Below are 21,122 nucleotides of genomic sequence, written 5' to 3' on the forward strand. Positions count from 1 at the left end.
GACGAACACACGATCTATCCCCCATGACCGGAACAGAGACAACCCAGCCATTCGACGGCGCAGAGGAGACTGCCCAGGCCACCCACTACGTTCTCGGCGGCGCCCACGTCGGCACCGCCATCGCCGAGCGGTTGCGGGACGGCGGCCACCGGGTCGTCATCGTCGACGAGTCCTACGAATCCCGAGACATCCCCGGCGTGACCGGGGACCCGGCGGTGGTCGACGTCCTCTCGGAGTCCGGAGTGGAGAGCGACTCGACGGTCGTCGTCGCGACGCGGTCGGACCGCCGGAACCTGCTCATCGCACAACTCGTCCGGGCCCGGTTCGACGGTCCGCGGGTCATCGCGTTCGTCAACGACCCCGAACGGCGCTCGCTCTTCACGGACGCGGGTCACGAGTCGTTCTGCGTGACGACGACGCTGTCCGACGCGGTGGGTGAGGTCGTGTGAAGGAACTGGAACGCGACCTCGGCCTCCCGTCCGTCCTCGCGATCAGCATCGGGGCGATGATCGGCAGCGGCATCTTCATCCTCCCGGCCCTCGCGCTCGAAATCGCGGGGCCGATGGTGATACTCGCGTACGCGCTCGCGGGCCTGCTCGTCGTGCCGGCCGCCCTCTCGAAGTCCGAGATGGCGACCGCGATGCCCGAAGCCGGCGGAACGTACATCTACATCGAGCGGGGGATGGGTCCGCTGCTCGGCACCATCGCCGGCGTCGGGACGTGGTTCTCCCTCTCGTTCAAGGGGGCGCTCGCGCTGGTCGGCGGCGTTCCGTACCTGCTCTTGCTGTTCGACCTCCCGCTGAAACCGGTCGCGCTGGGGTTGGCGGCGGTGCTGATACTCATCAACGTGGTCGGCGCCAAGCAGACGGGGCGGCTCCAGGTCGCCATCGTCGTCGTCATGCTCGCAGCCCTCGGCTGGTTCGCCGCCGGGAGCGCCCCCGGCGTCCAGTCGGCCAACTACGCCGGTTTCTTCGACGCCGGCGTCGGCGGCCTCCTCGCCGCCACCGGCCTGGTGTTCGTCTCGTACGCCGGCGTCACCAAGGTCGCGAGCGTCGCCGAGGAGGTCGAGGACCCCGGTCGGAACATCCCCATCGGGATACTCGGGTCGCTCGCGTTCACGACGGTCCTGTACGTCGGTATCGTGGCGGTGCTCGTCGGAGTGACGACGCCGGGCAGCGTCGCCGGGTCGCTGACGCCGGTCGCGGTCGCCGCGGAGGCGACGCTCGGTCAGGCCGGCGTCGTCGCGGTCATCCTCGCGGCCATCCTCGCGCTCATCTCGACGGCGAACGCGGGCATCCTCTCCTCCTCGCGGTATCCGTTCGCCATGAGCCGGGACAAACTCGCGCCGCCCTCGCTCTCGACGGTGAGCGAGCGGTTCGGAACGCCGGTGACCTCCATCACGCTCACCGGCGCGGTACTGTTGGTGCTCATCGCGTTCGTCCCCATCCTCGACATCGCGAAACTCGCCAGCGCCTTCCAGATACTCGTGTTCGGCCTCATCAACCTCGCCGTCGTCGCCTTCCGCGAGGGAAGCGCCGAGTACGAACCCGAGTTCACGTCGCCGCTGTACCCGTGGATGCAGGTGTTCGGCGCCGTCACCGGGGCCCTCCTCTTGACGCAGATGGGGACGGTCGCCCTCGTCGGGGCGGCCGTCATCACAGTCGGCAGCGTCGGCTGGTACCTCCTCTACGTCCGGCCGCGGGTGAACCGCGAAGGGGCGGCGACGGACGCGGTCCGCCGGCGCGTCGGCAGAGACGTGCTCGCGGAGACCGAGACGGGAATCGACGACTCCGCCCGCGAGGTCCTCGTCGCGCTGACGAAGAACCTCGACGAGAGTCGCGAGCGGTCGCTGGTCGCCATCGCCGCGGACCTGGTCCGACCCGACGACGGCCGCGTGGTCGTCGTCCGCTTCGAGGAGGTTCCCGACCAGGCTCCGCTCACCGAGGACGTGGCGGTGCAGTCGTCCGACGACCTCTCCTTCGAGACGCGGATGGAGGGGCTCTCGGCGGAGTTGGGCGTCGACGTCGAGGCCGACGAGATAGTGAGCCACGACACGAAGCACGCGGTCGTCAACTTCGCGGAGAGCCGCGGGGTGGACACCGTCGTGGCCGAGCACGAACCGCTTCGGCTCCGGTCTCGGCTGCTCGGCGACCCTATCGACTGGGTCGTCCGCCACGCCCCCTGCGAGGTGCTCCTCGTGGACAACCTCGGGTACGACGCGCCGGAGCGCATCGCCCTCTCCGGGGACGGGGGTCCGTACCTCCCGCTGGCGGTGAACGTCACGGAGGCCCTCGCCGCGGCGAACGGGAGCGGCGTCTCGCTGTGGTACCCCGCCGACCGGAAGGACTCCGACCAGTACGAGCGCACGATCGAGGACTACCAGTCGGAGCTTTCCCGGATGCTCTCGGCGCCGGTTCGCGCGGAGTCGATCAGGGCCGACGGCGGACGCCCGTCGGCGCCGGACCTGGTGGTGCGTCGAGGGACCGACGAGCGGCTCCGGAACGCGCTGCTCGACGAGCGTCCGGTCATCCCGACGCCGGGATGCACGACGATTACCGTCTATCCGCGCCGGTCGGGTCGACCCCGGTTCGCGCGCCGACTCCTCGAACGCCTCACGTTCTGAACATGCTCGCGACACCGATTCCACGGCGCGCCGTCCCCCGGCGAATCGAACGACGACCGCGGTCGGACGACGGGCCGTCGGCGGACGGGTCGACTCCCCCGGCCGGGCGAACCCCGCTCGGCGGAGCGAGACCCGAGAGTCGCCCGGTCGCGACCGTGCGGGCCGACCGAGCCCCGCGCGCCCTTCGCTCCCCGCCTCGCAACCGTCCTCACAGCCGCTCTGGCGGTCGAACCCGCGACAAGGGGCCCGGGGAAAAGAAACGCTTAACGGCCTCGGTCGAAGAATTCACGTTAGATGTTGGTTTCAAGGACTATCGATCTCGTTCCCGTTCGAACCAGAATTTCTCGCCGATGAGGTGGTTTCGTTGACCAGCTCTCGACTACTCGTTCCGGTCTCGGAGTCGGGGACGCTCCGGAGTACGGTCGAGTTCGCCGTCCGTCGAGCCATCGAACGCGCCGAAGAAACCGGTTCGCAGGCGTCGGTCCACTTCGTCTATCCGCTCTCCGAACGGGTCACGGCCGGTTCGGAGACCGAGGAGACGCAGACCGGCCGGTCGCTCCTCGAACGGGTGAGCGTCTGGGCCGAGGAGGACCGCGGCGACGACGAGGAGGCGGTGGCTTTCGAGACGGCGACCATCGGCACCCGACAGTATCTGTTCAGCCCCGGTGATTACGCGGACGTACTCGTGCAGTACGCCCGGAAGAACGACCTCGACACCGTCGTGTTCGACCCCGGATTCAACCCCCTCGGGACGGCGCCGCTGCTCCCGCCGCTGGAGAACGAGGTTCGCCGGGGCGGAATCGAGGTGGAGGAGGCGCCGGTCGGGCGGGAGCGGCGCAATCCGCTCTTGGTGCAGCGCGGAACGATCGCGCAGTTTCTCAGCCTGTTCGTCGTCTCCTACGGCTTCTATCTGTTGCTCGCCGGCTCGTTCGCCGTGTTCGAACTCGTCACGGGAGCGATCACCGCGGCCATCGTCTCCGTGGCGCTGTGGGGAATCTCTCTCACCACGCCGCTGGAGCCGGTTCGGACCGCAAAGCAGGCCGGTCGGTTCGCCCTGTACGTGCCGTACCTGCTGTGGGAGATCGCGAAGGCGAACGTGACCATCGCGTACGTCGTGCTTCACCCCGACCTGCCGATCGACCCCGAGGTGGTCGAGTTCGACGCGGCCGTCTGGTCCGCGTTGCCCGTCACGACGCTCGCCAACAGCATCACGCTCACCCCCGGGACGCTGACGGTCGACGTCTCGCGGCAGCACTTCACGGTGCACACGCTCACCGGCGACTCGCGCGACGACCTGTTCTCCGGCGCCCTCGAACGGGCGGTCCGGTTCGTCTTCTACGGACGGGCGGCCGCGCGCATCCAGACGCCCCTCGAACGCCAACGAGCGGAGGACGAAGAGCAATGACGTTCGTCGAGGACGTGTTGTTGACCGCCGCCGCCGTGTTCGTTCTCACCTCGCTGGTCGGCGTCTTTCGGATCGTCCGGGGACCCACCATGCCCGACCGCGTCATCGCGGTCAACGTCGTCGGGTCGAACGTGGTGATCGTCATCGCGCTGTTGGCGGCCGCCATCGGCGAACCGGGAGCGCTGGACATCGCTCTCGTGTACGCGCTGTTGAACTTCCTGTTGAGCATCGCCATCTCGAAGTTCACCGTCGAGCGGGGAGGGGTACTCTGATGACCCCGCGAGAGATCGCGGTCGTCGCGCTGCTCGCCGGCGGCGTCTTCTTCGCCATCGTCGCCGTCGTCGGACTCGTCCGCCTCCCCGACCTCTACACGCGGGCGCACAGCACCTCGAAGAGCGAGACGCTCGGGGCCGTCCTGACGCTCGCGGCCGTGACGATAGCGTTCGACGGCGGCCTGTCGACGGTCAAGACGGCGCTCCTGTTGTTGTTCATGTTCATCACGAATCCGACCGCCGCACACGCCATCGTTCGGGCGGCGGCCGAGCAGGGTATCGACCCGTGGACCGAGGACGCGGAGGGGGGTGAGCAGTGATCGAAGCGATAGAGGTCGCCCTGCTCGTGTTCGTCGTGAGTTGCGCCTTCGCGACGGCGTTCCTCCGGGACGTGCTCAGTGCGATCATCGCGTTCAGCGCGTACAGCCTGGGCATCGCCATCGTCTGGGTGTACCTCCGCGCGCCCGACGTCGGGCTCACGGAAGCGGCGGTCGGCGCCGGCGTGATGACGATACTGTTCCTGTTGACAATCGCGAAGACGACCCGTCCGACCGACGAGCGCACCATAGAGCGCATTGATTACCGCGCGGCGGCGGTCGCAATCGCCCTCGTCGCCGTCCTCTCGACGACGCTGGTCGCGCTTCCGCCGGTGGGCGCCGCCGACACGGCGGTCGTGACCGACGACGTGACGAGGTACTACCTGGAGAACGCCTACGAGGTGACCGAAGTGCAGAACGCCGTGACGGCCGTCCTCGCGGCGTACCGCGGGTTCGACACGATGGGGGAGGCCGCCGTCGTCTACGCGGCGGGGGTCAGCCTCCTCGTCGTCCTCAAAAAGGAGGTATTCGAATGAGCACGGACACCGAGACGCCCGAGACCGAGTCGACCGAGCGGCAATCACCGTACGTCGAGAGTCCGCTCATCATGACGACCGTCCGCGTGATCATGCCGTTCGTCTTCACGCTCGGACTGTTCGTGATGTTCCACGGGGCGGACTCCTCCGGCGGCGGCTTCCAGGGGGGCGTCATCGTCGGGACCGTCGTCATCATGCTGGGTATCGCGTTCGGAATCGAGGCGACCCGCGACTGGATCGGACCGAAGCTTCCCATCGTGATGATCTGCCTCGGCGTCCTCGCGTTCCTCTTGACCGGGATGGGTTCGGTGCTGCTCGGCGGCGGGTTCTTAGAGTACAGTGCGTACGGCTTCTACCACGCCACGAAGTACGGAATCGAGTTCGTCGAACTGGCCATCGGTCTCGTCGTCTCCGGGATCGTAACCGGCCTCTTTTTCGTCATCGCCTCCGGACTACGAAACAACTGGAGTGATACACAGTGATCGACTTTCTGGTCTCTCGGATCTACTACCTCGTGTCGTTCCTGCTGTTGGGTCTCGGCGCCTACATGATGATCGGGAACGCGAACCTGGTGAAGAAGGTGATCGGGATGAACGTCTTCCAGACGGGCATCTTCCTGTTCTTCATCGTGACCGCGTTCGTCGACGGGGCGAGTCCCCCGCTCCTGACGGCCCCGGAGCCCTACGTCAGTCCGCTGCCGCACGTGCTGATACTGACCGCCATCGTCGTCGGCGTGAGCCTCACCGCCGTCGCCCTCGGACTGATCGTTCGCATCTACGAGGAGTACGGCACCCTGAACGAGGACGCCATCCGGAAGGTGACCTCCGATGAATGACCTCCCGCCGTTCCTCGTCGCGGTGCCGCTTCTCGGTTCGGTCGTGGCGCTGCTCGCGGGCCTCGTCCGCTCCCGGAGCGGGTGGCCCATCGCCGTCTGTACGGCTCTCCTCCAGACCGCCATGGCCGCCGTCCTCGCGGTTCGCGCGTTCGGCGGACAGCCGGTCCAGTACGTCGTCGGTGGGTTCTCCGCGCCGTTCGGCATCGAACTCGTCATCGACGGTCTGTCCGCGACGATGGTCGTGCTCGTGGCCGTCGTCGCCCTCGGCGTCCTCGGGTACGCGCGAGTCGCGGGGCCGCGGTCGAACGCGTTCTACGCGACGTACCTGCTGCTTCTCGCCGGACTGTCGGGGATGAGCATCACCGCCGACGTGTTCAACATGTACGTCTTCTTGGAGATTACGGGGCTGGCCGCCTACGCGCTGGTCGCCAGCGGCGAGGGCGGGCGCTCGGCCCGCGCCGCGCTCAAGTATCTCCTCGTCGGGACGGTCGGCGCGTCGCTGTTCCTGCTCGGAATCGGGTTCGCGTACGTCGCGACGGGGACGCTCAACATGGCCGACCTCTCGGCGCAACTCGCGGCGGTGGGCTACGGGTCGCCGCTGGTCCGGGCGTCGTTCGGCCTCCTCGTCGTCGGTCTGTTCGTCAAAATCGCGGTGTTCCCGATCCACACCTGGCAGCCGGCCGCCTACGCCGGCGCGCCGGACTCGGTGAGCGCCCTCATCTCGGCGCTCGTCTCGACCATCGCGGCATACGCCCTGATTCGGATCGTCTTCACGGTCTTCACCGTGGAGTTCCTGGCCGCCAACCCGTTCGCGCAGACCGTCCTCGTCGCCGCCGCCGTCGTGAGCATCGTCGCCGGGAGCGTCCTCGCGGTCACGCAGCGCGAGATAAAGCGCATGCTCGCCTACTCCTCGGTCTCCCAGTTCGGACTCATCGTCGGCGCCGTCGCGGTGGCCAACGGGACCGCGCTGACGGGCGCGATGATCCACCTCGTCGGCCACGCGGTGATGAAAGGCGGACTGTTCCTGACGAGCGGACTCATCGCTGACGAAACCGACGCTCGGACGGTCGACGACTACCGGGGGCTCGCCGAACGCTTCCCGGTCGGCTCGACCGCGTTCGGGGTCCTCGCGCTCGCGATGGTCGGCGTCCCGCCGGCGGTCGGGTTCGTCGGCAAGTGGTACATCGCCCTGGGCGCCGTCGAGGCACGGGCGTGGCCGCTCGTCGCGGTCCTCCTCCTGAGTACGCTGCTGACGCTGGCGTACTTCGCGCGCGTGCTCGAGCGGATATACTTCCGCGAGTCGCCCGACGCCGACGCGAGAGCCGAGACGGCGTCCGACGAGACGCTGGTCACCGACGGGGAGGGAGACGACGCCGGACGCCCCCCCGTCTCGACCGGCATGCGAGCGACGGTGGTGCTCGCCGCCGTCCTCGCGGTCGTCCTCGGCGTCGCCGCGTTCGAGTACGGACAGCTTCTTGAACCAACCATCGCGCGTCTCCTCGCATGACAGAAGTCGCCTCACTCAGACCGATCGTCGCAGTGCTCGTTTCGGCCGTCGCCATCGTCCCGATTCTCGCTTCGGCCGGGCGCCCGAACCTCCGGGAGGGCTGGACCTTCCTCGCCGCCGTGACGAAACTCGGCGTCGTCGGGAGCATGGTCCCGGGCGTCCTCGGGGGGACGGTGTACGTGACGAACCTCGGGACATTCCTGCCGGGAGTGCAGTTCGCGCTCAGGGCCGACCCGCTCGGCATCCTGTTCGGTCTGCTGGCGAGTTTGCTGTGGCTCGTGACGAGTTTCTACAGCGTCGGATACATGCGCGGACTGTCCGAGCACAACCAGACGCGCTACTTCGCGGCGTTCGCGGGGAGCCTCTCGGCGGCCATCGGAATCGCCTTCTCGGCGAACCTCATCGTGCTGTTCGTCTTCTACGAACTGCTCACGGTGGCGACCTACCCGCTCGTCGCGCACGACGAGACGGCGGAGGCCCGCGCCGCCGGGCGCAAGTACCTCGCGTACACGTTCGGCGGCGGGGTCGCTGTCCTCGCCGGGACGGTGCTGGTGTTCTGGACGACGGGGACGACGGCGTTCACTCCCGGCGGTATCGCCGGACTGGGAGCCGCCGACCCCGTGTTCGCGCGGGCCGCGTTCGCGCTGTTGGCCGCCGGCTTCGGGGTGAAGGCCGCGCTCATGCCGCTTCACTCGTGGCTCCCCGACGCGATGGTCGCGCCGACGCCCGTCTCGGGACTCCTGCACGCGGTCGCCGTCGTCAAGTCCGGCGTGTTCGGCATCGCCCGAATCGTGCTCGACGTGTACGGTCCCGGACTGCTCTCCGACCTCGGTCTCGGCGTGCTGTTGGCCTCCGTGGCGGCGATCACCCTGGTTGTCTCCAGCATCATCGCGCTCCGGCAGGACAACCTCAAGCGGCGGCTGGCGTTCTCGACGGTGAGTCAGCTATCCTACATCGTCCTCGGGCTGGCCGTCCTCAACCCGCTGTCGCTCGTCGGCGGCCTCCTGCACATCCCCGCGCACGCGTTCATGAAGCTCACCCTGTTCCTCTGTGCGGGGGCAATTCACGTCGAGACGCACACCGACGACATCAGCAACATGGCCGGCATCGGAAAGCGAATGCCCCTGACGATGACCGCCTTCGGCGTGGCGGCGCTCGGGATGGCCGGGATTCCCCTCGTCGCGGGGTTCGTCAGCAAGTACTTCCTGCTCATCGGGACGATTCAGGCGGGCGATATCGTGTTCACGGCCGCGCTGCTCGTCTCGGGCGTGCTCAACATCGCGTACTTCTGGCCGGTGGTCTACGCCGCCTTCTTCGAGGCGCCGGCCGACAGCGACGAGAAACCCGTCGTCGAGCACGTGCTCGGCGGCCGGTTCGGCGCGTCGAAATCCGGCTCGGACCCCGACGCGGCCACCGACGGCGGGAACGCCCCCGCTGACGACGAGGACGCGACCAACGGCGGCGGCACCTCCGCGGCCGCGGACGTCGAGAGCGACGACCACGGGTACGCCTCCGACCACGAGGGACAGGGGACGATGGACCGAATCCAGGCGGCCGCGCACATCCGCACCGAGCACGGTCACGACGCCAGCCCCGCCTGGGAGCACCGCCGCTGGAACGGCGACGAGTCGACGTGGTTCATGCTGGGTCCGATCCTGTTCGCGATGACGGGGTCGATAGTTCTCGGCGTCGTCCCTGACGCCGCCGTCTTCCTGCGAATCGTGAGACTGGTCGTCGAGGGCGTAACGGGGGTGGCGGTCTGATGGTCGACTCCCTCGTCCCGCTCGTTCCGCCGTTCGTGCCCGTGCTGCTGGCGGCGGTGCTGCTTCCGCTCGTCGGCCGACGCGCGGGTCACGTCCTCGGCATCCTCGCGACGGCCGTCGTCGTCCCGTACGTCTGGCTGACCCCCGAGGGGCAGCATCTCCCCGTACAGCTGTTCGGCTTCGACGCGGTGCTGTACAACGTCGACCCCTTCTCGACGCTGATGGGGCTGATATTCGGGTTCATCGGCGCGGTGGGCGTCCTCTACTCGTGGTACTCCGAGGCGTCGGCGCTTCAGACCGCCTTCGCCCTCTCGTACGTCGGGACGAGTCTCGGCGCCGTCTTCGGCGGCGACTGGCTGTCGCTCATCTTCTTCTGGGAGCTGATGGCCGTCACGAGCACGCTCCTCGTGTGGCACTACGGCGGCCGGGCGGTGCGCGCCGGCTACCGGTACGCCCTCCTGCACGGTATCGGCGGGACGCTCCTGCTGGGCGCCGTCGCGTGGCACTACGCCGAGGTCGGCTCGTTCCTGTTCACCGCCACGGCCGGCGGAATGGCGGGCCCCGTCGCGCCCGTGCTCGCGGCCGTCGGCATCGGCGTCAACGTCGGGTTCGTCGGCCTCCACGCCTGGTTGCCCGACACCTACCCGCGGCCGCACGTCGCCGCGAGCGTCTTCCTCTGCGTGTTCACGACGAAGACGGGCGTCTACGGGATGTACCGGGCGTTCCCGGACGGCAACGTCGCCATCGCCTACATGGGCGGCATCATGGCCGTCTTCGGGGCGACCTACGCGCTGTTCCAGAACGACATGCGGCGGCTGCTCTCCTATCACATCCAGTCGCAGGTCGGCTACATGGTCGCCGGCGTCGGCATCGGTAGCGCGCTCGGTCAGGCCGGCGCGATGGCCCACGTGTTCAACCACATCCTCTACAAGGGACTCCTGTTCATGACCGCCGGCGTCGTCATCTACCGGACCGGCAGGGAGAGCCTGAAGAAACTCGGCGGTCTCGGCCGCGAGATGCCGATAACCGCCGTTTGCTTTACCGTCGCCGCCCTCTCCATCGCCGGCTTCCCCCTGTTCAACGGCTTCGTCAGCAAGGGGATCATCATCTCGGCGAGCCACTACGACTTCCCGGCCGGACCCGTCGCAGTCGGCGACTTCCACACCTTGGAACTCCTGTTGCTCGTCGGGGGCGTCGGGACGTTCCTCTCGTTCATCAAGTTCGGCTACTACGCCTTCTTCCACGGCGAGTACGAGGGTAGCGTCGACGACGCCAACCGCGGACAGACGGTCGCGATGGTCGCCGTCGCCGCGCTCTGCGTGTTCTTCGGCGTCGTCGACTCGGCGCTGTTCGCCATCCTCCCCTACGACGTGACCACCGAAGCCGTCGTCTCGCACGAGTACGTCACGTACACGGTCGACCACGTCATCGAGGGACTGGCGCTCGCCGCCATCGGCCTCGTCGGGTTCGTCCTCATCAAGAAACCGCTGTCGAAGGTGGGTCGCGTCCCCGACGTCGACAGCCTCTACAACCCCGCGGCGCTGTACGGAACGCGCGCGGTCGTCGTCGGCGTCACGGAACTGTACGCCGCGGTCGACCGGGCGGCGGTGCGGGTCGCGCACGGCGTCGGCGACGCGGCGAGAGACCCCCGCGCGGTCGTGGCGCGCTCTACGGACCGAGAGGACGTTCCGATGCGGGCCGACATCGGTACGAGCGTCGCACTCGTGACGCTCGTCATCCTGAGCGTCCTCGTCTTGATGTTCGTCTGACCGCGCCCGGACCGGTCGACTCCGGGCGCGCCGTTCCACCGGAACGCCGGACACCGGAACGCCCCGGAGTTCTTCCCGACCCTGACTGCCTCGGTCAGCCGCCGTTATCGTCGCGGTCGTCGTCGCCGTTCTCGTCGCTGTCGTCGCCGCTTCTCGGCCACCGATACACCCCGTAGAGAGCGAGTATGAGACTGACGCTGAGCAGTTGGCCGCCGGCGGCCCCGTTCTGTCGGAAGTAGATCAACATCAGCCCGAGACTAAAACACAGCAGCACGGCGTTCCAGATGACGACCTGAAGGACGAACAGCGTGGTGATGGACGAGTCCGACATCGAGTCCGAGTTCGCCGTCGGGACGTCGACCTTCGGCACGTCGACGTTGGGAATCCGGGCGGTCGGACCGCGGTATTCGTCGGGATAGACGTCGTCCAATCCGATGTCTCGGTCGTCTCTCATCTCCCATGTAAACCTCCTGAGCGAGGCGTATAAGGCTCTCGGAGCGCTGTGCCGGTCGATTCGAACCTACTCGAACACCGCGGCCAACTCCGCCGCGACGCGCGCGCCGAGGTCGGCTTTCGACCCCGAAAATTCGGTCACGTCGTCGTCGCGGACGAACAGCGCTCGCGTCTCGTCTTCGCCCATCACCGAGGCGTCGTTAGCGACGACGAACGCCAGTCCGGCGCGGTCGAGAATCCGCCGCGCCGCCGTCACCATCTCGTCGTCGTCGCCGGACGTCTCGGCTTTGAAGCCGACGACGGGGAGGTCGGGGTGGGCCTCCCGCACGCGGTCGATAAGCTTCGGCGTCGGTTCGAGTTCGAGCGTCCGGGGTTCGCCCGAGCGGAGTTTCGTCTCCGCGGCGTCGACGGTGTAATCCGAGATGGCCGCCGCGGAGACCAGAGCGTCGGCGTCCGCGTTGCCCGCGGCGTCGAGGACGGCGTCGAGCATCTCCGCGCCCGTCTCGACGCGGACCGTCTCGGCGTACGGCACGTCGGCGCCGTCGTGGACGAGCGTCACGTCGGCGCCGCGGACGTAACAGGCGCGTGCGACCTCTCTGCCGGTCTTCCCCGAGGACCGGTTCGTCAGCACGCGCACGGGGTCGATGGGCTCCGAGGTGGCGCCCGCGGTGACCACGACGCGCTTCCCGGTCAGCGTCCCCTCGGTCGTCGCGCGGGCGGCGTCCGTGACGATAGCCTCCTCGGTGGCTATCTTCGCCTTCCCCTCCTCGACTCTCGGGTCGACGAACCGGACGCCCCACGACTCCACGCGGTCGATGGCGTCGAGCACGCCGGGGTGGTCGTACATCGGTTCGTGCATCGCGGGGGCGACGACGACGGGCACGCCCGCGCCGAGGGCCGTCGTCGCGCACGTCGTCACCGGCGTGTCGTCCACCGCGCTCGCTATCTTCCCGACGGTGTTCGCCGTCGCGGGCGCGAGGAGGAGGACGTCCGCCCACCCATCGCGGCCGCAGAGTTCGACGTGTTCGACGCGGCCCGTTATCTCGGTCACGACGTCGTTCCCGGTGGCGAACTCGACGGCCCACGGGTGGACGATGCCCCGCGCGCTCTCGGTCATCACGCCGCGGACCGACGCCCCCCGCCGCCGGAGTTCGTGGGCCAACTCGACCACCTTCACCGCGGCGATGCTGCCCGAGACGCCGAGGGCGACGTTCACGCCATCTAACATCGTCGTGGCGTTCGAGACGGGCGGAGTAAAACGGTCCGGTGTCGACGGCGCGGGATGCGCGTTCGGTACGACACAGAGCGGCGGGAGGGTCGCAGTGAACAGTTTGGAAGCCCCCGGTCGTTCGGCCGGCTATCGAGCGACCGGATTCGGGAGGAGTCGCCTGCGGTTGCGCCGTCCGCGAACAGCGCCTACTCGTCCAGTCGGCCGCGTTCGTCCTCGACCAGACTCGGGTGCGTCCGCTGGGGTTCCTCGTGCGGGTCGGCGAAGAAGTCGGTCATCACCTCACGAGATTCGGCCTCGCGGCGCTCCCGTTCCTCAGCGTCTATCTCCTCGCACCCCGGCGGCACCTCGCGTCCGCGGTCGGTGAAGTAGCCCTCGGGGGCGACCCAGTCGTGGTAGTAGGAGACGTCGCTGTCGTGGACGACGGTCAGACCGACTTCCGCGCCGTGACCGGCCGAGACGACGGCTTGGTGGTACTTCTCGGCGAGTCGGCCCGCGGCGTAGACGCCCTCGACGGAGGCGCGTCCCTGTTCGTCCACGTCGACGTAGCGCTTGCTCCCCGCCTCGCGGGTGGTCACGTTCAGGTCGTCGAGGTAGTCGGCATCCGACCACGAGGCGGCGACGACGAACCGCGTCCGAACGGTCTCGACGGTCCCGTCGGCCTCAACGCTGGCGACGAACCGCACGCCCGTCTGGCCGTCCTCCTCGACGCGTTCGACAGTTACAACGCGCCCCTCGCGCCGCCGGACGTCGTTGCGGTCGGCCTGTTCTGCGAGCAGGTCGCCGAACAGCCGGGAGTTGACGCCGGCCGGGAACCCGGGGACGTTCTCCAGGTGGGCGTTGCGGTTCAGGATGCTCTCGCCGCCGTTGACGACGAGGGTGTCGAGTCCGGCGCGGGCGGTGAACGTCGCGGCGGTGAGGCCGGCGACGCCGCCGCCGACCACGAGGACGTCCGCCGGGCCGTGCGCGTGTTCGTCTCGGTCCATAAACGGGGTACCGCGCTGGCGAGGATGAGTCCGTCGGTTCGGGCGGGTCCGAGACCGGCCGCCTGCTCAGAGCCGGTAGTCAGTCTCGTTCAGTCGCCCCTCGTCGGTCGCGTCGAGGCTGACGAGGCCGGCGGGGTCGTCGCTGCTCGGGTCCGAGGAGTCGACCGCCTCGACGCGGAGGCGCCACCGGCGGTCGGCCAGCGGCGTCGCCTCGGTGAACGAGACGGGGCGGTCGGGGAGTCGTCGCACGAGGTCGACCGCGATGGGCAGCGTCGGAAGCCGACCGGTCCGTTCGGCGAGGGCGTAGTCGGCGAACGTCGCCTCCCACGCGTCGCCGCCGGGGCACGCCGCCACGTCGTAGTCGCCGATGAACGACGCCTCGGCAAGTCGAGCGAGCGTCCGCGCTATAGCCGACTCGACCGTCGGTTCGGTCCACCCCTCGGAACCGGTCCCGCCGAGCAGGTCGGCCGCGGCGTCGACGACGGTCCGCTGGTCGGCGGCGTCGAGTCCGATGTCCAGTTCGTTCATCGCGCTCCACAGCATCGTGAGACAGAAGTCGTCGCGGTCTTCGACCACTTCCGCCAGCGTCAGGTACATCTCCATCGCGGCGGACTCGGCGGCCCGAAAGCCCGTCTCCGAGAGCGCCTCGAACACCGCGCCCGAGACGTCGTGACAGAAGGCGGTGTAGCGCATTCTGACGTCCGAGTCGGCGTTCGACCGCGGGGTTGGCGGACCGGCGGCGTCGCGGACAATCAAGTGATGCCGCGGCGCCTCCGGGTCGTACCGCCGGAGCGCGGAGTGGTACTCGTCGGCCATGTCGGCCGCGCGTTCGGCGTCCTCGCGGCTGTCGAAGCGCTCGCCCGCCAACGGGACGGGTTCGCGCGCCGTGCGCGCACAGACCACGGCGTACGGTCCCGTCGGCGCGGACAGTCCGCTCACGTGCGCTCGAATGTCTCTGAGGGTCCCACCCACCATCTCGACCCGACAGTTCGTTGTCAGAGCTATCAACGTTGTGGTTCCGACGCGCGCGTTTCCCACAAGGCTTTGTTCGCAGCCTCCGAACCCCGAACTCGTGGACGAAATCGTCGTCAGCACCGTCGTCTACCTGCCGCCCGAGGAGGTGTACGACTTTCTCGCCGACTTCCCTCGGTACGTACACTACTCCGAACACCTCACCGACGTGACGCGTCGGACGGGGGACGGCGGGGCGGGGACGCGGTACGCGATGCGCTTCTCGTGGTGGAAACTCAACTACACGGCCGTCTCGGAGGTGACGGAACTCCACCCGCCGGACCGAATCGACTGGCGGATTGTCAAGGACTTCCGCGCGCACGGGCACTGGCACGTCGAGGAGTTGCCGGAACTCCCCGACGACGCCCCCGAGGACGCCGAGACGGCCTGTCGCGTCGTCTTCGAGGTGTCCTACGACGCCGACTCCGCCGACGAGAGCACGCTCAACCTCCCGCGGTTCGTCTCGTTCGGGTGGGTCATCGACAAACTGAAACCCGCCCTAGAGAAGGAGGCCGAACGCGTCGTCTCGCGTATCGTCGAGGACCTCGAAGGTCGCCAGCGTCCGGTCGAGTTGACCGTCGACCGCCGAAAGGACTAGCGAACGCCCCTCTGCGCGCGCCGGTGCGGTTCCGCGCGGATGTCGAAAGAAGAATACCGGTTCGGTCGCAACGCTCCACAGAAATGCTACTCGGAGGGGGCCACACGTGCGCGTAGTTATCGTCGGCGCCGGACAGGTCGGATCCAGCATCGCGGCCGACCTCGCCGACGTGCACGAGGTCGTCGTCATCGACTCGGACGCCGAACGCGTCGAGGACATGAACTACTCGCACGACGTGTTGGCCATCGCCGGCGACGGCACGGCCGTCTCGACGCTCGAAGAGGCGGGCGTCGACGACGCGGGGATGGTCATCGCCTCGACGGACGACGACGAGACGAACATCGTCGTCTGTTCGACGGTGAAGGCCATCAGCGACGCGTTCACCATCGCCCGCGTGAAGAATACCGAGTACCTGCGGACGTGGCAGCGCTCGAAGAAGGCGTTCGGCATCGACTTCATGGTGTGTACGAACCTGCTGGCCGCCGAGTCCATCGTGCGCATCATCGGCCTGCCGGCGGCGCGGGACGTCGACCCCTTCGCCGGCGGGCGGGTGCAGATGGCGGAGTTCGAGGTGGCCGAGAACAGCCCCGTCTCGAACGTCACCGTCCGCGATGCCGACCGCTTCGAGGCGCTGACGTTCGCCGCCATCCTGCGCAACGGCACCGTCGAGATACCGCGCGGGGAGACGGTCATCCAACCGAACGACCGCGTCGTCGTCATCGGCACGCCCAAGAGCGTCCAGGAGTTCGCGCGGACGGTCGCCCCCGACGAGTCGCCGGGAACCGCCGAGGAGGTGGTCGTCGTCGGCGGGTCGGAGATCGGATTCCACGTCGCCCGACTGCTCGAAGAGCGCGGCTTCCGCCCGCGCCTCATCGAACGCGACCCCGAACGGGCGCGGAATCTGGCCGAGAAACTGCCGGACACCGTCGTTATGGAGTCGGACGCGACCGACACGGAGTTCCTCGAACGCGAGCACGTCGGCGACGCCGACCTCGTCGTCGCCGCTCTGGAGTCCGACGAGAAGAACCTCCTCGTCTCGCTTCTGGCCGCCCGCATCGGCGTCGAGCGCACCGTCGCGATCATCGACGCGACGGAGTACGTCGACCTGTTCGAGGCCGTCGGCGTCGACGTGGGGGTGAACCCGCGCGAGGTGGTCGCCGAGGAGATAACGCGGTTCACCCGCGAGGGCGGCGCGGAGAACGTCGCGCTCATCGAGTCGGACAAGGCCGAGGTGCTCGAAATCGAGGTCGACGACGCGAGCATCCTCGCCGGCCGCGAGATACGCGAATCCATCCAGCAACTTCCCGAGGGCGTCGTCGTCGGCGCCATCACGCGCGACCGGGAGTTCATCACGCCGCGCGGCGACACCGTCGTCGAGGCGGGCGACCACGTCGTCCTGTTCGTCGACGCCGCCGTCGCCAGCGAGGTGACCCCCAGACTGTGAGCCGTCCACCGTTCGCCCCAACGACGAACCCGCGGACGGTATCGCAAACTAGTACACACCGGCCCGAGAGAATCGAGACGGTTCGCCGATGAAGCTACGCGTCGACTACCGGGCCAGCCTCAGTCTCGTCGGGAGCATCCTCAAGTACCTCGCGGTCCCGCTCTGTTTTCCGCTCCTCGTGGCGCTGTACTACGGCGAGACGGTGGTTCCGTTCGCGGTCACGATTCCCCTGACCGTCGTCCTCGGCGCGGGACTGGAGCGACTGGACCCCGACCCGGACATCCGCGCCCGCGAGGGCTTTCTCATGGTCGGGCTGACGTGGCTCACCGTCGCCGTCGTCGGCGCCGTCCCGTACCTCATCGAGGCGCACGGCATCCCGCCGGCCGTCGCCCCGGTCCGCCCCGCCTCGACGCTCGGCAACCCGGCCAACGCCCTCTTCGAGAGCATGAGCGGCTTCACGACGACGGGCGCGACGGTTCTCGGGGAGATATCGTTCGACGCGCACACCCGCGGGATCATGATGTGGCGACAGCTGACCCAGTGGCTCGGCGGGATGGGTATCGTCGTCCTCGCCGTCGCCATCCTGCCGGAACTGTCGGTCGGCGGCGCGCAGTTGATGGACGCCGAGGCGCCCGGCCCCGGTATCGAGAAACTCACGCCCCGCATCGCCGAGACGGCCCGCGCGCTGTGGGGTGCGTACCTCGGCTTCACCGTCCTCGAAGCGGCGCTGTTGTACGGACTGTTTCTCCTCGGTATCGACCCGAACATGACCCTCTACAACGCCGTCGCCCACGCGCTGACGACGATGCCGACGGGCGGGTTCTCCCCCGAGGCGCGCAGTATCGAGGCGTTCTCGGCGGCGGCTCAGTGGATCATCATCCCGTTCATGATCGCCGCCGGCGTCAACTTCGCGCTGTTCTGGCACGCGCTCACGGGCGACCCGCGCCGCGTCTTCGAGGACACGGAGTTCCGCTCGTACATCGGCGTGATGGCGGCGCTGACCGCGCTGCTCTCGGCGCTGTTGTTCACCGGCGCGGGCTTCACCGCCTCGGTGCCGGCCGACGGAACGTTCGACGCGGCCTACCTCGGCGAGGTCAGCGGAATAATCGTCGGGCAGGTCGAACCCGCGCTCCGCCACGCGGCGTTCCAAGTCGTCGCCATCGTGACGACGACGGGGTACGCCAGCATCGACTTCAACGCGTGGAGCACCCCGGCGAAGTACCTGCTCCTGTTCGCGATGTTCATCGGCGGCTCAGCCGGGTCGACCGGCGGTTCGATAAAGGTCGTCCGCTGGTACGTCATCATCAAATCCGTCCGCCGGGAACTGTACACGACGGCCCACCCCGAGGCGGTCCGACCCGTCCGACTGGCCGGCCGCGCCCTCGACGAACGCGCCATCCGCGGCATCTACGCGTTCACGCTGCTGTACCTGGTCATCTTCTTCGTCGCCACCGGACTCCTGTTCCTCGACGGCGTGCGCCACGGCCAGACGCTCACGCTCTTGGAGACGATGGCCGCCGCGGCGTCCACGCTCGGCAACGTCGGTCCGGGGTTCGGAGTCGCCGGCCCGATGGGTAGCTATCTCGGCTTCTCGAACGCGGCGAAGCTGTTCATGATCGGGTTGATGTGGATCGGCCGCCTCGAAATCCTGCCCGTACTCGTGTTCCTGACGCCGGAGTACTGGCGGCGGTGACGCGGTCGGCGGGCGGAGAAAAGAACGGGAGCCGAACCGACGTACGGCGTACGACGTACGACTTACAGGTCGCCGCCGTCGCCGCGTCCGTTCGTGCCCGTCTCCGCCGTCGTCTCCGTCCGGCGCGTCCGCCCCTGTCCCTCGTCGCCGCCTCCACCTCCGGGCGGCCCCTCGCGGCCGCGTCGCCACTCGTAGAGCGCGTAGCCGGAGACGGCGAGACACGCCGCGGCGAGCGCACCGGTCAGCAGTTCCGTTCCGGGACCGCCGAAGAGGAACGAGAGAACCGCGAGCACCGCGCTCCCGGCCGCGAACCGCAGCGCCCACCTCGGGACCGTCTCGGCGAACGAATCGTCCATATCGTCGGGTCGTGGCGTCGCCGTAAAACAGTTTTTCGGGGGCGAGATGACACGTCAGCTCGGGGGTTCGACCCGTAAACGACCGACCCGCGCGCTCGGGGGAAACATTCCCGACGAACGGGTCCCCCGCCGGGTCGGCGACGTCCGTCGAAGGACCCACCCGCCGAATCTGTCGTGCTAGCTCACAGTCTCCGGAACGAACCGGTGGCGAACACGTTTTTCCGTCTGATGTACGTTGGACGGAGCATGAAGCTCTCGACCATCGTGATACTCGTCGGCGTCGTGTTCCTGTTCATCCCCATCCCGCCCATCGCCACCATCATCGGTGTCGTGACCATCCTCGCGGGCGTGGCGCTGCGAGCGCTGACGAACAAGTAACCCGGCGACTCGCGGTCCGGTTTTTTCGTCGCTCCGCACCCGTGAGCCGTCGGTACGGCGTCGGTCGCTCGGGAACACTCGATGTATCGAACGGAAGAAATCCCGCAGCGCTTATCGCGGCGCTCTCACGCTTTCCGGGGATTCACTCCGTGCTCTCGGAGTGCCCGCACGGAAACCCCGGACGAAATCCCCGAGAACGTCACTCCTCTACCGCCGAGGCCGCCCGAATCATCGTTTCCTCGCCGAACTTCGGCCCGACGAGTTGGAGTCCGACCGGAAGACCGTCGGCCTCGCCCGCCGGCACGGAGATGGCGGGGAGGTTCGCGAGGTTCACCGGGACGGTGTTGGCGTCCATCAGGTAGAGTTGGAGGGGGTCCGAGAGGCTCTCGCCGAGTTCCGGCGGGAGGACGGGCATCGTCGGGGTGGCGAGGACGTCCGCCTCCTCGAACGCCGCGTCGAAGTCCTGTTTGATCCACGCGCGGGCGTCCTGAGCCTTCTTGTAGTACTTGTCGTGGTAGCCGGCCGAGAGGGCGTACGTCCCGAGGAGGATGCGGCGTTTGACCTCTTCTCCCAGACCCTCCTCGCGCGTCTCGGCGTACGTCTCGTTCCAGTTGCCCTCTTTCCCCGTTGAGAGGCCGTAGCGCACGCCGTCGTAGCGCGCGAGGTTCGAGGAGGCCTCGGACATGGCGATGACGTAGTACGCCTGCACGGCGTGCTCGACCGATTCGAGGCTCACCTCGACCACCTCGGCGCCCTGCGATTCGAGGTCGGAGACGGACCGCTCGAACGTCTCCACGACGCGGTCGTCCGCGCCGTCGAGGAGGTTCGTGACGACGCCGACGGTGAGACCGTCCACGTCGCCGTCCGCGGCGGCCGCGTAGTCCGAGTCCGCGGCGGGGTGAGCGTCCATCGACTCGTCGAACCGCGTCGTCGCGTCGCGGTCGTCGGCGCCCGAGACGACGTTGAGGAGGGCGGCGGCGTCCTCGACGGTCGACCCGATGGGGCCGACCTGCTCCAAGGAGTTCGCGTAGGCGACGAGACCGTACCGGGAGACCAGCCCGTAGGTGGGTTTGATGCCGACGACGCCGCAGAAGGCGGCCGGGTTGCGGACCGACCCGCCGGTGTCGGTGCCGAGGGCGACGTCCGCCTCGCCGGCGGCGACGGCGGCGGCCGACCCACCCGAGGACCCGCCGGGGACTCGCTCCTCGTCGACGGGATTTTTCGTCGGGCCGAACGCGGACGTCTCCGTGGTGCCGCCCATCCCGAACTCGTCCATGTTGGTCTTGCCGACGACCGTCGCGCCGGCCTCCTTCAGGCGTTCGACGACGGTGGCGTCGTACGGCGGGACGTAGTCTTCGAGCATCGCGGACCCACACGTCGTGCGGACGCCCTCGGTGCTGATGTTGTCCTTGACGGCGACGGTGGTTCCCGCGAGGGGGCCGTCGTCGGCGCCGTCGACCGTTTCCTCGGTGATGAAGATGTTCGCGCCCATCTACGACACCCGCGGGCCCTTGAAGAAACCGTCCTCGGACTCGGGAGCGTTCTGCAGGGCCTCCTCTTGGCTCAGACCGTCGCGCACCTCGTCGGTCCGCATGACGTTCACGAGGTCGGGGTCGGCCTCAACCTCCGGAACCTCGTCGAGGGCGTCGAAGTACTCGAGGATGTCTGCGAACTGGGCGGCGAACGCCTCGACTTCTTCCTCGTCGAGGTTCACCCGCGCCAACTCCGCGACGTGACGCACCTCATCGGCGTCCACGGGCGTATCGCTCATGTTCGTCACGAACCGGGGGTCAAGAGTAAGGGTTTCGGTGTGGGCGCCGGGCGGGTGGAAACCCCACTGCGGCGACCCCGCGGTCCGATTTCGTCGTTCGCTAGCCATCAGATATATGCCCAACGCGCGCGTAGTATAGTGTACGGAGAACCCTCCGACCCATTCTCTGCACCCAAT

At 68.3% G+C, this 21,122-nt stretch carries 22 protein-coding genes; 15 read left to right on the forward strand and 7 right to left on the reverse strand.

Translation table 11 applies throughout. The annotated features are described in order from the left end of the window. Window positions 1–23: 23 nt before the first annotated feature. From NDI76_RS06055 to NDI76_RS06105, 11 genes are all read left to right on the forward strand, one after another. On the forward strand, window positions 24–449 hold the full coding sequence (locus NDI76_RS06055) for an NAD(P)-binding protein (RefSeq protein WP_310923107.1): 426 nt from the start codon (window positions 24–26) through the stop codon (window positions 447–449). Further along, window positions 446–2,623: an amino acid permease gene (locus NDI76_RS06060; protein ID WP_310923108.1), complete on the forward strand. Its 2,178-nt coding sequence runs from the start codon at window positions 446–448 to the stop codon at window positions 2,621–2,623. Before NDI76_RS06055 ends, NDI76_RS06060 begins: the two co-directional genes overlap by 4 nt. A gap of 364 nt (window positions 2,624–2,987) precedes the next feature. After that, entirely contained in the window at window positions 2,988–4,028 is a 1,041-nt protein-coding gene (locus NDI76_RS06065) for a monovalent cation/H+ antiporter subunit E (protein WP_425498332.1), read from the forward strand. Beyond that, the gene (locus tag NDI76_RS06070; RefSeq protein ID WP_310923110.1) at window positions 4,025–4,300 is read left to right on the forward strand and encodes a cation:proton antiporter; all 276 of its coding nucleotides are present in this window, start codon (window positions 4,025–4,027) and stop codon (window positions 4,298–4,300) included. Before NDI76_RS06065 ends, NDI76_RS06070 begins: the two co-directional genes overlap by 4 nt. Further along, window positions 4,300–4,620, forward strand: a complete 321-nt coding sequence (gene mnhG, locus NDI76_RS06075) for a monovalent cation/H(+) antiporter subunit G (RefSeq protein WP_310923111.1) — start codon at window positions 4,300–4,302, stop codon at window positions 4,618–4,620. Before NDI76_RS06070 ends, mnhG begins: the two co-directional genes overlap by 1 nt. Next, window positions 4,617–5,153, forward strand: a complete 537-nt coding sequence (locus tag NDI76_RS06080; RefSeq protein ID WP_425498333.1) for a DUF4040 domain-containing protein — start codon at window positions 4,617–4,619, stop codon at window positions 5,151–5,153. The genes mnhG and NDI76_RS06080 overlap by 4 nt, the downstream gene beginning before the upstream one ends. Then, on the forward strand, window positions 5,150–5,635 hold the full coding sequence (locus NDI76_RS06085) for an MnhB domain-containing protein (RefSeq protein ID WP_310923112.1): 486 nt from the start codon (window positions 5,150–5,152) through the stop codon (window positions 5,633–5,635). The genes NDI76_RS06080 and NDI76_RS06085 overlap by 4 nt, the downstream gene beginning before the upstream one ends. Further along, a complete protein-coding gene (locus tag NDI76_RS06090; RefSeq protein WP_310923113.1) occupies window positions 5,632–5,988 on the forward strand; it encodes a cation:proton antiporter subunit C in 357 nt (118 codons plus the stop codon). The genes NDI76_RS06085 and NDI76_RS06090 overlap by 4 nt, the downstream gene beginning before the upstream one ends. Then, entirely contained in the window at window positions 5,981–7,495 is a 1,515-nt protein-coding gene (locus tag NDI76_RS06095) for a monovalent cation/H+ antiporter subunit D family protein (RefSeq protein WP_310923114.1), read from the forward strand. The genes NDI76_RS06090 and NDI76_RS06095 overlap by 8 nt, the downstream gene beginning before the upstream one ends. Continuing rightward, window positions 7,492–9,258, forward strand: coding sequence for a cation:proton antiporter (locus NDI76_RS06100; RefSeq protein WP_310923115.1), 1,767 nt, complete (start codon window positions 7,492–7,494; stop codon window positions 9,256–9,258). Before NDI76_RS06095 ends, NDI76_RS06100 begins: the two co-directional genes overlap by 4 nt. Continuing rightward, window positions 9,258–11,027: a Na(+)/H(+) antiporter subunit D gene (locus NDI76_RS06105; RefSeq protein WP_310923116.1), complete on the forward strand. Its 1,770-nt coding sequence runs from the start codon at window positions 9,258–9,260 to the stop codon at window positions 11,025–11,027. The genes NDI76_RS06100 and NDI76_RS06105 overlap by 1 nt, the downstream gene beginning before the upstream one ends. 94 nt (window positions 11,028–11,121) lie before the next feature. On the opposite strand, the gene NDI76_RS06110 is transcribed toward NDI76_RS06105, so the two are convergent. The 4 genes from NDI76_RS06110 to NDI76_RS06125 all read right to left on the reverse strand — a co-directional run bounded on the left by NDI76_RS06110 (window position 11,122) and on the right by NDI76_RS06125 (window position 14,669). Beyond that, window positions 11,122–11,481, reverse strand: coding sequence for a DUF7322 domain-containing protein (locus tag NDI76_RS06110; protein ID WP_310923117.1), 360 nt, complete (start codon window positions 11,479–11,481; stop codon window positions 11,122–11,124). A gap of 66 nt (window positions 11,482–11,547) precedes the next feature. Beyond that, window positions 11,548–12,708 carry a bifunctional phosphopantothenoylcysteine decarboxylase/phosphopantothenate--cysteine ligase CoaBC gene (gene coaBC, locus NDI76_RS06115; RefSeq protein WP_310923118.1) on the reverse strand — a complete coding sequence of 387 codons (1,161 nt, stop codon included), beginning with the start codon at window positions 12,706–12,708 and terminating at the stop codon, window positions 11,548–11,550. 188 nt (window positions 12,709–12,896) lie between these two features. Then, complete coding sequence (locus NDI76_RS06120; protein WP_310923119.1) at window positions 12,897–13,694, reverse strand: FAD-binding protein; 798 nt, start codon at window positions 13,692–13,694, stop codon at window positions 12,897–12,899. 66 nt (window positions 13,695–13,760) lie between these two features. Further along, window positions 13,761–14,669 carry a DUF7551 domain-containing protein gene (locus NDI76_RS06125; RefSeq protein ID WP_310923120.1) on the reverse strand — a complete coding sequence of 303 codons (909 nt, stop codon included), beginning with the start codon at window positions 14,667–14,669 and terminating at the stop codon, window positions 13,761–13,763. 97 nt (window positions 14,670–14,766) lie between these two features. Here NDI76_RS06125 and NDI76_RS06130 point away from each other — a divergent pair, with 97 nt between their 5' ends. The 3 genes from NDI76_RS06130 to NDI76_RS06140 all read left to right on the forward strand — a co-directional run bounded on the left by NDI76_RS06130 (window position 14,767) and on the right by NDI76_RS06140 (window position 18,440). Next, window positions 14,767–15,303, forward strand: coding sequence for a type II toxin-antitoxin system RatA family toxin (locus NDI76_RS06130; protein WP_310923121.1), 537 nt, complete (start codon window positions 14,767–14,769; stop codon window positions 15,301–15,303). 106 nt (window positions 15,304–15,409) lie between these two features. Further along, window positions 15,410–16,747 carry a Trk system potassium transporter TrkA gene (trkA, locus tag NDI76_RS06135; RefSeq protein ID WP_310923122.1) on the forward strand — a complete coding sequence of 446 codons (1,338 nt, stop codon included), beginning with the start codon at window positions 15,410–15,412 and terminating at the stop codon, window positions 16,745–16,747. A gap of 88 nt (window positions 16,748–16,835) precedes the next feature. Continuing rightward, window positions 16,836–18,440 (forward strand): TrkH family potassium uptake protein, encoded by a 1,605-nt coding sequence (locus NDI76_RS06140; protein WP_310923123.1) that lies wholly within the window; start codon window positions 16,836–16,838, stop codon window positions 18,438–18,440. A gap of 62 nt (window positions 18,441–18,502) precedes the next feature. On the opposite strand, the gene NDI76_RS06145 is transcribed toward NDI76_RS06140, so the two are convergent. Then, window positions 18,503–18,796 carry a hypothetical protein gene (locus tag NDI76_RS06145; RefSeq protein ID WP_310923124.1) on the reverse strand — a complete coding sequence of 98 codons (294 nt, stop codon included), beginning with the start codon at window positions 18,794–18,796 and terminating at the stop codon, window positions 18,503–18,505. Window positions 18,797–19,042: 246 nt separating this feature from the next. Here NDI76_RS06145 and NDI76_RS06150 point away from each other — a divergent pair, with 246 nt between their 5' ends. Then, window positions 19,043–19,174, forward strand: coding sequence for a transporter (locus NDI76_RS06150; protein WP_310923125.1), 132 nt, complete (start codon window positions 19,043–19,045; stop codon window positions 19,172–19,174). Window positions 19,175–19,373: 199 nt separating this feature from the next. Here the strand turns inward: NDI76_RS06150 and gatA are convergent, their stop codons facing one another. Together gatA and gatC are read right to left on the reverse strand one after the other, a co-directional pair. Then, window positions 19,374–20,666, reverse strand: coding sequence for an Asp-tRNA(Asn)/Glu-tRNA(Gln) amidotransferase subunit GatA (gatA, locus tag NDI76_RS06155; RefSeq protein ID WP_310923126.1), 1,293 nt, complete (start codon window positions 20,664–20,666; stop codon window positions 19,374–19,376). After that, window positions 20,667–20,945 carry an Asp-tRNA(Asn)/Glu-tRNA(Gln) amidotransferase subunit GatC gene (gene gatC / locus NDI76_RS06160; protein ID WP_310923127.1) on the reverse strand — a complete coding sequence of 93 codons (279 nt, stop codon included), beginning with the start codon at window positions 20,943–20,945 and terminating at the stop codon, window positions 20,667–20,669. Between the last annotated feature and the right edge of the window lie 177 nt (window positions 20,946–21,122).

Source organism: Halogeometricum sp. S1BR25-6, from assembly GCF_031624495.1.
Classification (GTDB): domain Archaea; phylum Halobacteriota; class Halobacteria; order Halobacteriales; family Haloferacaceae; genus Halogeometricum; species Halogeometricum salsisoli.